This window comes from Cyanobacterium sp., from assembly GCF_054166785.1.
The window spans coordinates 1-14,865 of sequence record NZ_JBSZCP010000036.1 but is presented as its reverse complement, the minus strand read 5'-3'; the positions used below and the strand labels follow the sequence as shown (position 1 = coordinate 14,865).

Annotated in this window: 11 protein-coding genes and 1 pseudogene; 4 read left to right on the top strand and 8 right to left on the bottom strand. The window is 38.1% G+C overall.

All coding sequences use genetic code 11. The features are described 5' to 3' along the window. Nucleotides 1-144: 144 nt before the first annotated feature. Nucleotides 145-249: pseudogene (locus ACXITR_RS07170) on the top strand (sigma factor-like helix-turn-helix DNA-binding protein); the annotation flags it as partial. Between the two features lie 2 nt (nucleotides 250-251). After that, nucleotides 252-1,034 (top strand): anti-sigma factor, encoded by a 783-nt coding sequence (locus ACXITR_RS07165; RefSeq protein WP_457996553.1) that lies wholly within the window; start codon nucleotides 252-254, stop codon nucleotides 1,032-1,034. 79 nt (nucleotides 1,035-1,113) lie between these two features. Here the strand turns inward: ACXITR_RS07165 and ACXITR_RS07160 are convergent, their stop codons facing one another. The 3 genes from ACXITR_RS07160 to arsM all read right to left on the bottom strand — a co-directional run bounded on the left by ACXITR_RS07160 (nucleotide 1,114) and on the right by arsM (nucleotide 4,246). Further along, complete coding sequence (locus tag ACXITR_RS07160) at nucleotides 1,114-1,932, bottom strand: class I SAM-dependent methyltransferase (protein WP_457996552.1); 819 nt, start codon at nucleotides 1,930-1,932, stop codon at nucleotides 1,114-1,116. A 256-nt stretch (nucleotides 1,933-2,188) separates the two neighbouring features. Further along, entirely contained in the window at nucleotides 2,189-3,160 is a 972-nt protein-coding gene (gene arsS, locus ACXITR_RS07155) for an arsenosugar biosynthesis radical SAM (seleno)protein ArsS (protein WP_457996555.1), read from the bottom strand. A 123-nt stretch (nucleotides 3,161-3,283) separates the two neighbouring features. Further along, complete coding sequence (gene arsM / locus ACXITR_RS07150; RefSeq protein WP_457996551.1) at nucleotides 3,284-4,246, bottom strand: arsenosugar biosynthesis arsenite methyltransferase ArsM; 963 nt, start codon at nucleotides 4,244-4,246, stop codon at nucleotides 3,284-3,286. Between the two features lie 202 nt (nucleotides 4,247-4,448). Here arsM and ctpB point away from each other — a divergent pair, with 202 nt between their 5' ends. Beyond that, entirely contained in the window at nucleotides 4,449-5,747 is a 1,299-nt protein-coding gene (gene ctpB, locus ACXITR_RS07145; protein WP_457996554.1) for a carboxyl-terminal processing protease CtpB, read from the top strand. Between the two features lie 15 nt (nucleotides 5,748-5,762). Here the strand turns inward: ctpB and ACXITR_RS07140 are convergent, their stop codons facing one another. Both ACXITR_RS07140 and ACXITR_RS07135 read right to left on the bottom strand, forming a co-directional pair. Beyond that, entirely contained in the window at nucleotides 5,763-8,141 is a 2,379-nt protein-coding gene (locus ACXITR_RS07140) for a glycosyltransferase family 2 protein (protein ID WP_457996550.1), read from the bottom strand. A gap of 120 nt (nucleotides 8,142-8,261) precedes the next feature. After that, complete coding sequence (locus ACXITR_RS07135) at nucleotides 8,262-11,024, bottom strand: DUF3131 domain-containing protein (RefSeq protein WP_457996549.1); 2,763 nt, start codon at nucleotides 11,022-11,024, stop codon at nucleotides 8,262-8,264. A gap of 161 nt (nucleotides 11,025-11,185) precedes the next feature. On the opposite strand from ACXITR_RS07135, the gene ACXITR_RS07130 reads away from it, so the two are divergent. Further along, nucleotides 11,186-12,451: a cellulose synthase subunit BcsC-related outer membrane protein gene (locus ACXITR_RS07130; protein ID WP_457996548.1), complete on the top strand. Its 1,266-nt coding sequence runs from the start codon at nucleotides 11,186-11,188 to the stop codon at nucleotides 12,449-12,451. Between the two features lie 7 nt (nucleotides 12,452-12,458). On the opposite strand, the gene purE is transcribed toward ACXITR_RS07130, so the two are convergent. From purE to ACXITR_RS07115, 3 genes are all read right to left on the bottom strand, one after another. Continuing rightward, nucleotides 12,459-12,989, bottom strand: a complete 531-nt coding sequence (gene purE, locus ACXITR_RS07125) for a 5-(carboxyamino)imidazole ribonucleotide mutase (RefSeq protein WP_457996547.1) — start codon at nucleotides 12,987-12,989, stop codon at nucleotides 12,459-12,461. A 61-nt stretch (nucleotides 12,990-13,050) separates the two neighbouring features. Next, complete coding sequence (locus ACXITR_RS07120) at nucleotides 13,051-13,470, bottom strand: DUF29 domain-containing protein (RefSeq protein WP_457996546.1); 420 nt, start codon at nucleotides 13,468-13,470, stop codon at nucleotides 13,051-13,053. Between the two features lie 8 nt (nucleotides 13,471-13,478). Continuing rightward, a complete protein-coding gene (locus ACXITR_RS07115; protein ID WP_457996545.1) occupies nucleotides 13,479-14,624 on the bottom strand; it encodes a CO2 hydration protein in 1,146 nt (381 codons plus the stop codon). Nucleotides 14,625-14,865 lie beyond the last annotated feature (241 nt).

Below are 14,865 nucleotides of genomic sequence, written 5' to 3'. Positions count from 1 at the left end.
TGCTGAAGCACTCGAGGCATTTCGCACTGCTGTATCTTTTCGTTTTGTCCACTGGCTTGCCCATAATACTGAGGTATTTTCTGCTTATAAAGCTAGTTTAGGCTTTGTTTGGGCTTGAGTTTTGTTTAAGTACCGTTAAGCCAATCAGAAATTGCCGAACAGTTGAATATGCCCCTTGGCACGGTGAAAACCTATAAACGCAAAGGACTATTGAAGTTGAGAGAATTATTACAGGAGTTAGTTAATTAATCATGAAAGATTTTAAAGAAGAAGAAATTAGGGAACTTTTAGCCAGTTATGTTTTGGGCGATTCTAGCCCCGAAGAAACCTCGATGGTACATCAGTTATTACAATCTCAGCCTGAGTTACAACAAGAAATTGAGAGCCTACAAAAAACCCTTGCCCTTTATCCCCTTGCTTTACCAGAGGTGGAATTACCTAGTACATTGGGCGATCGCATTTTAGCTCAAGCGACACAGGAAAATCAAGCCATCCCTGAAAGTAAGACAACGCCCACCAAAGTTAAACATAGTCCTTTACCTTTAAAAACCATTTTTAGTGCCATCAGCGCCACTTTAATAGTAGTTTTAGGAGGTTATAACTATACACTGCAAAGACAAATTGCCCGAATGGATAGGGAATTAGAAGAATACCAAAGTGCGATCGCCAGAGGAACTATCTTACAGCAAGAGCTTTTATCTGAAACAAACAATAACCTAGTTGTCCTCAAAGGAACAGAATCTAATCCTCAATCATCAGGTAGTTTATTAGTTAATACCGAAGCAGATACCATCATGGTGATAACTCAAAACTTATACCCCATCGCTGAAGATAAAGTATATCGTCTTTGGGGTATTGTGGACGGTGAAAAAATATACTGCGGAGAATTTAAACCCGATTCCCAAGGTAATAGTTTGATAAAATTCCCTTTAGATCCAGATATGCTCAATCCTTCCCAAATAGTAATTACCCTCGAAAACTCAGAAAGTGATTTATTTCCCCAAGGACAAGCAGTCATGGTCAGTAACTTATAAAGTATATCAAATCTGACCGTCAGGGTAAACAAAAATAAGTTTGAGCCTTTAAACTTTAGGTTACTTTTAAATTAAATTATCAATTATCTTTTTTTTGTAAAACTGCAGTGAAATAAACTAGACTTCCATCAACAAAACCATTGTAAATTTTACTATTTTTTACCCCCGCAAATTCAGAAAAAATGTGACGTAACATTTTAGGTACATTATTATTTATTTTTTCTTTTTTTAGTTGATCAATTAATTCTAAAGCCTTGATTACATTAGATGTAATATTCTGTTTTTCTACTAAAACTAAACCAGACTTATTTAAACTTTTTTCTAATTTTTCCACATCATTTACAGGACGTAAATCAGCCCATGAAAACAAACCATCAGGCTTTAAAACTCGGTGAACTTCCGCTAAAAATTTATCCATAGAACCATAACAATGGGAAGATTCTACATTCAAAATTACATCAAAAGAATTTTCCAAAAAAGGCAAATTCTCACTATCACCCTCTTGATAAGATAAATTTGGTAATTTATATAGTTGTTTTGATAAAGCAATATTTTCTTGAGCAATATCAATCCCAATAATCTCCGCCGGGGATAAATATTTGGCAATAAAAAAACTACCTCCACCCCGACCAGAACCAATCTCCAATACTTTTTTATGTTGTAGATTAGTAATACTAGCAACTTTTTGATAAAGTTGAATAAAGTATTTATTTTCTGCTTCTTCTAAAGATAAATTGATTGGTTTTAATTGATGATCAATATCCGCAAAACCATAATTCATAAATTCCCAATCTTCTTTCTGATATGATTTAGCTAAAAAATCGTACCATGAACGCCATAATCTTCTTTTTATTTTAGGAGAAATTACCGTTAAAAATATAAATAGGTTTTCTATCATATCTTTCTAAAATTTCTTATTAAATATTGAATTTTATTTTTATCTCTTATACCATATTCTTTGAGGAAAAGGCGAAGTTTTTGGAATATTGTACCAATACGACGACGAAGGGCGATCGCACCGCACCCATCAACCACTGACAAACAAAGCCGAAGGAATCGCAAAAAAAACCGCTCCCACCGTCACCGACAAAGAAAAAATTTGAATAGCTTTTTTTGAAATCAAAATCAGTTTTTGTCTGAATGAGAAAAATAGCCTAGCTCAAAGCCCCACCACAACTAGAACCGCTCCCCGCTGTGCAACCATAACAATAAGATGCAGTTTGTACTTTTTCTATGACATCTAAACTATCCAATTCCAATAACTTCGCCACCGTCAAATTATCTCCATCTTTAGTTTTTGCAGGTAATTTTTCCATCTGATTAAAGTCACAATCATAAACATTGCCCAAATAATCAATAGATAATTCATGCCGACACATTAAACTATTAACCGTAGTGGGATTAAAATTAGACTCTAAAAATAATAAATAATCATCAATTAAACCCTGTTTTTGCAAGAAAAATTTAGTCCTGCCAATGGGCAAATTAGTAATAGTTAAAAGGTTATTAAATTTAATCTCAAAGTGTTCTTGTAAGAACATTTTATAATCAGTTTCTAACTTACCTTGTTCTGCGGTTAAGGAAAAATTTTTAGTCGTAGGTAAAGGAGGGTTGTAAACCAAATCTAAAACTAAGTCAGGATTATCTCCATAACCTAAACTATTCAGCCATTTAATTGCCTTAATAGATTGGTCATAAACCCCTTTTCCACGCATTTTATCAACATTATCCTCCAAATAACAAGGTAAAGAAGCCACAATCCTCACCTTATTTTTTGCACAATATTCAGGTATATCCTGAAACCCTTCCTCAAAATAAATAGTTAAATTAGACCTAACAATAACCTCTTTATTATATTGTCTAGCGGTTTCTACTAGGGGCTTAAATCCATAATTTAACTCTGGAGCTCCCCCTGTCAAATCGATGGTTTTTATTTGAGGAAATTTAATAATTAACTGTTGCAATTGTTCACAAATTTCGGGAGTTAATTCTTCTGTGCGTAACGGACTAGCTTCCACATGACAATGACTACAGGCTAAATTACATTTTCTACCTAAATTAATTTGTAAAACTGTTATTTTATCTTTAAGTAAGGGCTTTTTTATTTTTTGGGCAAAAGGGGTTATTTTAGTTACTGTATCAAAACTCATATTTATTGATAAATTTTTTATTAATTTTGGCAAGACTACGGCTAAGGGACTTAAGCCCCCTGTTTACAAGATAAGAGAATGATTGAAATAGTGTTGAATTTAGCAACAACCTCCACCGTCATAATGCCATGTGGAATCGGTGATATAGACATCAGAAAATTTACTCAATTTTTTCGCTGTTTTATCACACACAGAAGCGGGGACACCTTTACTTAAAATATGTCCTGCATTATCATCAAAATGGTCTAAATCACCATGGTAAATTGCCGTTTTTCCAGTAAAAATACAAGCTCCATCCTCAGGAATTGCCACTTTAAAAGATACAGTATCCAAACTTTCTAATAACAAAGGTTTTTCTAATTGATAACTATGGGTATCTAGTAAACGATAGGGACGACGCACACGAATTTCTATCTGTCCAAAACCAGCATCAATCAATTGTTGGGTATATTCATCATAGGTCAGCGCCCCTGATAGGCACATTGCCCGTAAACGCTCATCTTGTCTGAGATGAAAGGGAATCGGTTCAGTAGCAATGGGATCGCTCATTAAGAGTTTTCCTCCCGGTTTTAAGACTCGGTAAACTTCTTTGAGGGCTTTGGTTAAGTCTTCTGGCTCGAAAATATTGAAAAGGCAATTTTGAGCTACTAAGTCAACGGATTCATCGGCTACGGGTAGGTTAAAGGCATCTCCTTCCCTTATGTCAACAAATTCTTCTTGAAACCAATCATTAAGGGTTGTGGCTTGAGTTAGATTTTCCCTAGCAACGTCTCTCATAGCTTTGACAGGATCAACCGCAATAACTCCTTGGGGCTGACGACTAAAATAAGCAAATTGGAGAGCTTCTAAACCTCCTCCTACCCCTACATACAAAACGGTAGGATTTTTTCCTAGCTCGTTAGGGTGAACTGTTGTACCACAGCCGTAGTTCATTTCCTGCATTTTTTGAGGAATTTTTAGACTAGGTAATTGTAGAGAAGTGCTTTGGACGCAACATAAACCTACTTCGGGAGTTTGGGCTACTTCTGCATAAAATTGGGCTGTGGTTTCTAAATAGGTCATGGATTTTTTTATAAATTTTTGAACGAAACTAAAGTGAATACGAACTAAAAGGAAGAAAGGTTTTGATCATCATAGCAACCATTTACATAAAAAAATGAGGTAGATGTTTAAGAAGGTTGACTGTAAACACTCAATACCAAAATAAATTTGATACACTGAAAAAAAGATGAGCGTTAAATATATATTCATCCACACTGATTTTATGAAAAAGTCTATCACCACACCATCCCAGCATTGGAAAAAATTATTTCTTGCCCTCGCCACGGGAGCTTTTTTACCCCTATTAAATCCTGTGCCTACTCAGGCGGAAATGGTGAATAGTCCTAAGTCGGTGGTGGATGAGGTCTGGCAAATTGTTAATCGAGAGTTTGTGGATGGAGATTTCAATCAGGTTGATTGGCAAAGAAAAAGAACGGAGTTACTAAGCCGTGATTATCGCACCACGAGACAAGCCTATCAAGCTATTGAGAATGCTTTGAAAGATTTGGGTGATCCCTATACTCGTTTTTTAGGACCTGATCAGTTTGAATATTTGACTAATCAAACTTCTGGAAGGGTTTCTGGGGTGGGGATTCGTATGGCGGTTGATCAAAGAACTCAGGATTTATATGTGGTGGAGACGATTCGTAATTCCCCTGCGGCGGAAATGGGACTCAAAAGGGGCGATCGCATTGTGCGCATTGATGGTAAACCAACGGCTTTAATGGACTTGGCACAAGCCTCAGAAGCCATGCAAGGGGATAATGGCAGTGATGTAAGGCTACAAATTGCCCGTCAAGGGGAATCTAGTTTTGAGGTGACGATTACCCGTGCAGAGATTCAAATTCCCGCAGTGGACTACAGCCTTAGACAAGAAGGTTCATTAAATGTGGGCTATATTCGACTAGAAGAATTTAGTTCTAATGCTTCCGATCAAATGAGAGAAGCCATTACCAGCCTTCAGGAAAAAGATGTTTCTGCTTTTGTCTTGGACTTGAGAGGCAACCCTGGAGGACTTTTATTTGCCAGTGTGGACATCGCTAGAATGTGGATGGCGCAAGGAGAAATCGTGGATGTGGTTGATCGTCGGGGAGGGCATCGTCGCTTCCATGCTAACAATTCTGCCCTTACGGATCTTCCCCTCGTGGTGTTGGTGGATGGTAATTCCGCTAGTGCCAGTGAGATTTTGGCGGGGGCTTTAAAGGAAAATAATCGAGCTACTGTAGTGGGTACTAACACCTTTGGTAAGGGTACTGTACAATCAGTTCATTCTCTATCGGACGGCTCAGGTTTGGCGGTGACCATTTCCCGTTATTACCCCCCCAGCGGTTTAAATATCAGTAAAAATGGTATTTCCCCTAATGTGGTACAAAATATTAGCCGTCAACAGCAATCACGACTAAGGGATGATCCTTCTTTAGTCGGTACCCAGTCCGATCCTCAGTATTACAGAGCTATCAGTGTGTTGAGAAATCTGGCAACTTCCCCTGTACAAAATAACCCTGTTAGTCGGAATTATTAAAATGTTCCCTTAACGTTATTCTGGTGGTTGCCACACCGCTGCTTTAATCACCACGGATAATACACTAATGTTATAAATTGACCAACTTACATTTAAGAAAAACAGTGCAGGCTCATTGTATGTACCCATAATAAGCCTAAAGCCTGTCCATAGAATACCGCCGATGGTCAGAACAACGATCGCAATTTGGGGAATTATTAAACGAAAATAGTTTCCCGATTGTCTTTCCTTGGGTGTAACCTTAAAGCTGAGGGGTTTCCCACTAAATACACTAACCACCGCTTGGATATATAAAGGAAAAAGGGCGATCGCATATTGTTCACTGCGCCAAAGTTCCCTTGGGGGAATACCCGAACTAGCCATCATAAAAGTAAGACGATTGAGAATAAAAGCGGGAAAAAAATAAATAGCAAACTCATTACTATAATCAGTCACAGGAACTAAACCCGTATAATAATAAATGATCGGACTCAACAAAAAAACAACTATGCTAAACCCCGAAAAATAACTATACATGGTTTGAAAATACTGCAACCTTTGCCCCAAACTCAAACCCTTTTTCGTTAAAGGAGATTCCCTTAACAACACCTGAATCGTTCCCTGGGCCCACCGCAATCGTTGTTGTAAAGTAGAAATCAAATCATCGGGAGCGAGTCCTGCCGACAACGGTTCATTATGATAAACCGACCTCCAACCAGCACTATGTAACCTCATGGCGGTATTCATATCCTCCGTAATGCTGTTACTCGATACCCCTCCCACCAAATCAAACTCCTCCAACCGAGACTCATCTTTTTGAAAATCCGCTGCAAAATTTTGCAACCCCACCATAACTAGGGCTTCCCTCCTCAATACCGCATTCGTACCAGTGTAAAAAGCTGAATTCATACCATCTTTACTTTGTTGAATTAAACCATAAAAAAGATGGGCTTGATGACCAAAAGGATCTCCCGAAGGAAGATTATAAAAGGCTTGGGGAGTTTGCACAAAGGCAACCATATTTTCGTAATATCGCCCCGTCATCAAATTGTAAGAAAAAAAATAAGGGATAACTCTTTGTAAAAATTGCGGTTCGGGGATATGATCTGCATCGAGGGTTAAAATAAAATCACCGTTAGTGTTCCCAGAAAAAATGGCATAATTAATATTTCCCGCCTTGGCGTGATGAGGTTTCCCGGGGGGTTTAGGACGGGCAATATATCTACATCTGAGTAAGTCCGTTAATTTTAATTCCTCTTCTTCGATGGTGTCCAATAACTCTTCTCTTTTTTTGACCAAATATTGGTTAATGTGTTGAAGACTGGGGTTAAACTGCAATATTAACTCTGTTAGTCCTTTCAAATAACCTGCCATCAAAGATTCTATGGCCGTTTTCTCCATACCAAGAATGGGAGTGGGAGTATAGGATTTATAAAGGGTAAGACAATTTCCTTGTTTGCCCATGGACATATAGCTATAATTGTCCATCACTTCAGAGATAGCTTTAAAGTGTTTTCCTTCATCTTCATTTACTGCGGGTAAATTAGGGCTGGTAAATAGTTTATTGACTTCATGATGACGGTTGTTATCCCAAATTTTGATTTCCACGCCATAGCTTAGAATGGTTAAATCAATTAACGTTAAATATTGTTTTTCGGTTTGCAGACTATTTTTGATAATTTGATGTTCAAAACCTTCTAAAACTGCTAAGTGACAATCTTGCCATGCTTCTTCTGGTACATAGGATGGTTTTTGTCTTTCAAACCACCGTAAGACTTTACTTGTAAATTCTTTTTTGGGCTCAACTTTGATGCGAAATTTACTTAATATTTTTTGAGCATTCTCCAGTTCCGGGCTTAAGGTTTCTACCTGTTCTAAATTGGCTAATAATTGCGATCGCCTATGACTAATAACTCTCACCTCTTCTCTTAAACGAGGGCTTTGTAAATCCTCAATATTAAGCCTTTGAGTCATGGCTCTCATCTGCGCAGAATTGCCATCATCAAGAATATAAACTCTGAGCTTCGACACAGGATAATCCATATTTAAAGCAGCCCTAGCTGTCTGCTCTACCATATCCGCAGGTTCGTTATAACAGGTAATAAAGACATCTACTGAAGGGATTTGTTCCTCTGGTAAAGCTGGTTGAAGATATTTTAAAGAGCGAATATTACGTTCAAGGGGATTCCACAACCCAATAAAAAACATCAATCCTCCTACATAACAGTAAATTTCAGCTAATAACAACGGGATAGATAACCACAGAGCCGAAACATTAATAGAATTAAAAATACGCCATTGTAGATACCACCCACCGCAAATGAGATTGATAATAATTAGAAAACGTAAAGCTCTTGTTCCCTTTCTTAGGCGAGTTTCTAAGTTGCTTGAAAAACAATAATCATCTTCAACCATAGTCTAATGTTTAATTTGTTTATAGGAAAATCTTGCCTTCAAAATTTTTCAATTAAAAAGGACTTTTTCAGTAATAATTCTTCGTTTGTAATATTTTTAGTTTTACTAAACACCGAGTACCTAAATTTTAGGATTAGGAGTATTAGGTAACCCATTGCCTTGTTTTCTTTCTCTGATGGCGCTCCACCAAGGAGAATCGAGGTTAAAGTTATTCGCAAAAGTAGGTTTTTGGTCACTTACATGATAGAGCAAGGATTGTAATATCAAACTATTAGTTTTGGCACTAAAACCCCTAACTTGTTCACCGTTTACTTCCCTGATACCTTCGCCATAGCCGAGGTTGTCATCGTAGGCGTTTTTGACTGATTCCCTCAGTTGACGGGTATAGTCATTATTAGGAAAAAGGGCATGATAAGCAAAAGCAGAGCTAGTGCTGACTATTCTTTGTTCGGCGGGTAAGATTTCTTGATCGCTTAATACGGCCCAAGGTTGGTTATCGTTTCCAATGATGGTGCTGTGAATAACATGGGGGGTGCTGGAAATCAGGCTCGTATCACTGGCACTCAGTCTGCCTGTGCGCTGATAACGTTGGGTTTCTGCCTTCAAAATCCCCTCTATGTGAGGTTTAAGGGGAGATTCTAGTCCAAAATATAAGCCATATTGCAGTAAAGGGCTACTAATGAGGCGGTTATTGTCGGGGAGGGTATTACTGGTAACGGTTTGGGGAGCAATGGGAAGAGGTATTCCTTCTACTTCTATTTTTCGATATTGTCGATTGGAGTTATTGATGTCAAAGCCCCACAGTTGAAAACCTTTTTCGGCTATTTCTTGATAACCGATGAAGTTGTTGGGATATACTCTAGTGAGGTTTTGATTTTCTCTTTCAAGGGCGATCGCACTGTGAACACGACGATTTTGGATTACCCTCAAATAAGACCAATCAAGAAGGATAGAATCAATGGATTGGCTATAACGGGGATAGCAAGATTTAAGATCATGGAGAGCGATGAACAACCTACCTATGTCTAACCCAGACCAACCATTGCCGATGCCTGAGACGTTATTGTTGGCATAATCTACCGGTTGCAGGGTACGAACATTATAACCTCGGTGGGGTAGTTCCCCCGCAAATAAGGGTAGTTTTTGTAATGCCCCTAAAAACATTCTTACCCTTTCCTCAAACACTTCATTACTGATAATGTCTAAAGATTCCGCCGCCTGTAGTGCCATCAGATAATCCCCCATCCCCCATAAACTGGTGGCTCGAACATCGGTGCGATCGCTCACTAACCCTGTACGGGGTTCATAATGGGATTCAAAATACTGCCATGCTCTTCGGGCAATTTGCCTTGTCTCTTCATCCCAAAGATTGTGGTTTATCGGGTAACAACTACCCCCAAAATCTCCCTCTATAAAAGCAATGGGTTCAACATCAACACTACCCCTTGGGTTAATAACCCCAGCCACAGGAGAAGGATAGTCATTCATTATCCTAATATCTTCAGGATTACCCCTCGAAAAACTTACCACCGCATCACTCAATAAAGGGCGATCGCCCCTAGCCTTATAATAAAGCATCTCCAAAATCAAACCATTAGTATTACCCGTCAAAATAATATTATTACTACCATCCTCCTCAAACTTTCCAGCATAAAAACCTCCACCATCAGGACTCATCATTCCCCCAGCAAAAGTCCTCAACTGCTGACCATAATCACTCTGGGGAAAAAGATAATGTAAACCCAAAGCAGCCTTAGTGCTAATGCTACGCCATTGAGGAAACTGTTCATTCTCTTCCGTAATAGTTGTCCAAGCATTGCCATTGGCATAGATAGAGTTGTACAAAAAAGAAGGTACATTAGGATTTTTATTCTCCGTCAACACATTATCCTCCGTCACCGCCGTCAACTGCCCCGTCGCTAAATAACGTCTTCTTTGTACCTCCAAAATATTTCTAGCATACTCCTGCATCTGAGTACCCAAAAAACCAAACTCAATACCATCAAGAATATAAGACTCACTGACCACATAATTATTACCATTGGTGCGCTGAAAATCACGGGTATCAGCAGGAATTTGCACCCCATAAATTTCCACCAAATTAAACGGCTCAAAAGAAAGTGCCATAGGAGCATCATACCCCCACAACTGAAAACCCCTAGCCGAATACTGCTCATACCCTAAGCGTCCTTCCTGCACCAACCGAGTTTGACCATTCCTTAGTACCTCCGCTCCATACAAAGAGCCGTTTTGAATAATTCTTTCCACATCCCAACCCCGAATAACAGACTCTATCCAATCAGCATATTGAGGATGACAGGTACGCAAAACATGAAAAGATGCCAAAATTCTACCAATATCAAGGGCAGACCAACCAATGCCATTGGGTACAGGGTTATTGCCATAATCCACAAATTCCTTAGAAATAGTGTTATATACCTTGTGAGGCAAAGAGTCCTCAAATAACCTTATCGTGCCAATATTTTCTAAAAACCTATTCAATCGAGCATCAAAATCCCCCTGATCAATAATATTTAACCAACGAGCCGCATTAAGAGCCATCAGATAATTTCCCATATCCCAAGTAGTAGCAGCAGGAAACTCATTCGCAGAATTGATAAAGCCTGTATTGGGTTGATAATTATTAACAAAATATGCCCATGCCGTGCGGGCCCATTGACTTTCTTCCTCTGTTAAAGGATCACTAATAATCGCACAAGATGATACAGCCCCTGATTGAGCGGAAACCTCAGATACTTGTTTACTAAAAAATAGTGATTTTTCCATCGTATTGAAGCTGAGATAGTGACTAACAATAAAACCCATTAGACACAAGCCAATGATTCTTAACCATCGGTGAAAAACCTTTTTTTTACTTTTCATAGTCATTCTTTTTATTAGTTCCTATCTCGAAATACAATATAGATTTATCTCATTCAAGAAAAACAAAGTTTTGTAAAAATTAATTTTTGTTTGTTATGTATTAATTAAACTATTTATCATGGTATATGATAACCTTAGAAAAATATAGTTAATTGACTGATATGAAAAAAAAAAGTCATGAATTAATCAAGTTTCTCATCTTTCTTACCTTCTCTCCTTCACTTTTACTATCTTCAAAAAATTCTTTACAAGCCATTGAAATGGTTAATATTGACTTATTTCAAAAGCCCATAGAGGAAGATTTTTTCATATCTAATAATACCAATTTAACTAAGATTATAAGTAATCCCAGTGATTATAGCATTTATAGTTTTAGCAACGACTATAGTTTTTTAAATCAACAAAGACAATTTTCTGACACTATTAATAATGGAAAATCAAATCTAATTGCGTCTCCAGAAAACTTTAATCCTTCCCTCAGACAACCTGATATAACACCTTTTACCACAGAAACACTCCCCCCCCAGAGAGATAGTTTTCAGCTAGAAAGTATTACCCCTAGCATCTATTTAGAAACCGATAATTTTGGTCAAAGAAATATTTATAGAGAAGTATTACTTGAGTTTCAAGGTCGTAATGACAATAAATTTGACCTACGGACAGGAATTAACAGTTTCAAAGAAACAGATGTAGAAGATATTACCCAAATTCCTTTGGTTTTTGGTTGGCAAAAACAACTAAATAAAACTAATTTAAATCTTAATTTAGGAATTGATTTTTTTGACCGTGTTAGAAATAGTCCTAATTTTAGGATAAATGCGGAACAACCCCTATCTATTAGGGTAAATGAAGTAGGAGAGTTACAATCTTTATTTGTCGCAGGGGCAACCATCGAGCATCAAGCCTATAAATTTAATGCTACTACCATCGAAAATGAGATAACTTCTTGGCGATTTACACCTCAATTTTACTGGTTAATAGCCCCTGATTTAAGTTTATTCAGTTTTGCCCAATATGGTACTTTTTCCGACGGTAATGATGAATTTCAATCTTTTACTCGCCTTGAAAAAACCTTTGGTGAGTTTAGCTTATCAGGAAATCTTTTTGTTTGGAGTTTTGCGGAAAATTTAGAGTCTTCTAGCGGTTATTTTTCCCCCCCTGATTTTTTAGTTTCTAACCTAGAGTTGGCTTGGAGAAGACAATTTTCCGATAGTTTAACCTGTCGTCTAGCAGGAAGTTTTGGGCGACAAAGATTAGAGGGTGATTTTTCTAATGCTTTTGTCTATGAAGGTTTATGTCAAGCTAGTTTATCTCCCCAAACGGTGCTAGATTTGAGTTATCGGGTATCTAATATATTAAGTGCGGAAAGTGGGGCTGACTCTTTTCGCAATGAGCAATTTAAAGCCCAGGTTAAATTTAGTTTTTGATCTTAACCTATTGATAGTATTTATCTAGGTAGTTTTGATAACCTATATTGCCTAACTCCTCTTGTTTTCCATCAACCATTTCTTTTAACTGTTCACTGTATGCCTGAACTTTTGCGAGTAATTCGGGTTGTTGACAGGCTAAAATCCTGACGGCCAGTAAACCAGCATTTTGGGCGTTGCCGATGGCGACAGTAGCCACAGGAATTCCCCTCGGCATTTGGACGATGGAATAAAGGGAGTCTAAGCCGTTTAATTGTTTAGTTTGTACAGGTACACCGATGACGGGTAAAGGGGTTAGGGAGGCTACCATGCCGGGTAAATGGGCTGCTCCCCCTGCCCCTGCGATAATTACTTTGATGCCTCTTTTATGGGCATTTTGGGCATACTCTACCATTTTGATGGGGGTACGATGGGCGGAGACGATTTGCACCTCACAGGCTACATTAAATTGCTCACAAAGGGCGATCGCACTTACCATGGTAGGTAAATCAGAATCACTACCCATAATAATTCCGACTTCGGGGGTTTTTTGTTCCATGTTTAAATTTAGATATAGTTTTTAGTTTACGGGAGGAGTGGGGATTGATAATAATATTTTTTTAAGATAATTCACGGGTTAAAATATCATCAATAGAATAAGGGCAAACCGTAGGAAAATCAAGACCAGTTTCCTTCATGGCATCCAAAGACGCATTACGATAAACCTTTGTAACCCATTCGGTGGCAAGATACTTTTTCAAACTGGGGCTATCTTCAAGGTAAAAATCAAGATTGTTTCTTTCCCTTGTTATGGAGATTTGCCAACTCCTCGAGCACTTTTGGGGTTGATAATCCCATTTTAATAAGTGATGAATAATTAGGCGAATACTACTCAATAATTTATCTCTCTCTCGCTTCGACAAATCTCGAATTTCCTCCACCAAATTTTCTATATCCAACCCCGAAAAGTTTTTTTGCTCCAAATTTTGAGCCATTACTTCCGCCCAATAAGCAAAATCTTGATCATAAAGTTTGTCCATATCTAATTCTAAAGGGTTAAAACATCATTATTAACATCCACCATGCGCGCAGAAAGAAAACGATTCATCCACCCTTCCAAAAACTGACGATTTGCCATAATTTCCTGTGCATCCTTAGTATCCAGAGGGTGGGGGGCTAAACCTTTTAAGGCTGCCGTGGTTACACAATACATAGACTTTTGGAAACTCATACATATTTTAACCAATAAATCATCCTCCCCCCGCAAAGAATTTTGATATAAACCATGGAGATACTCGGGAAGATAATGACGCATATCTTGCATCAAAAGAGTAGGAGGAACCCCTGCACCCCCCACAGGTAAAGGATCTGCGTATAAAGCACCATAGCTAAAATCTCCTTGCTCATGGGGTACTTGACTAGCTTGGGCGTTATAGGATACGGTACCCAAAAAAGGAAATCCACGGAAAAACACAGCTTCCACATAAGGCACAGCGGTTTCCATCAAAAAAGTTAGCCCTGCTTCCTTGGGAATGATGGTGTAGATTTCCCCTTTAATGTCCACTTCAAAAGTAATGGGTAAAGAAGCATCCGCCACTAAGCCATCTAAAACGTGTTGTACCACATCGGGAATAGAATTGATTTCTCCAGCGTCAAAACGATCCGATAAACTTAGAAACATATCGCTCATTACCCGCCAAAATTGTCCTAGGGCAGCGTAGTATGCTGACATCTTAGCTTGTTCGAGTAAAAAATTCGGAAAAATCTTGTTTAATCCAAAAATGAAAGGATTATTTTTTAATTTAGCTCTTATGGCGCGATCGCAATTAGCCTTAAACTCTTCACTATCAACATATTCATCTAACTTCCCGCCCCCATGCCAAAGCATTCCTCGCATACAGTATTCTGCATATTCGTAATTGATGCGATCGTGCCACCAATGTTTAAGTAACCTAGAAAAAGAAACATCCCCGTTAAAATATTTAAAAAAGGGAAATAATACCAAAAACTGATGTTTGCCAATATAGTTGAGATTATTTGAATACTCATCCAACACTACACCATAGGATTTGAGAATCCCCACCACCTCCAGAAGATTGTTCGGAGTATCTTTTAAAAGGGCATCCCCTCGCTCTAGTCTGTAGATATACTCGGCTAAAGGATGTTGTGATGGTTGAATAGGAGTAGTGACCATAGGCTATTATGTGCAACTATAAACAAGTTTTATTTTACCATTATCAGCGAAGTTAAGTTAAAGTTATCTTTCTCACTGACTATTAAACCCCTTCTCAAAATTAACGTAAATGGCAAAAGAAGTCCTCATTCTCAGCGTAGCGGAATGATGGATGAATTTTGCCCAACAAAAAAATCCGACAGGATGCTACACAAAACCAAAATCAGTAGTTATAATATTTTTACAAGCAACCTTAGTTTGT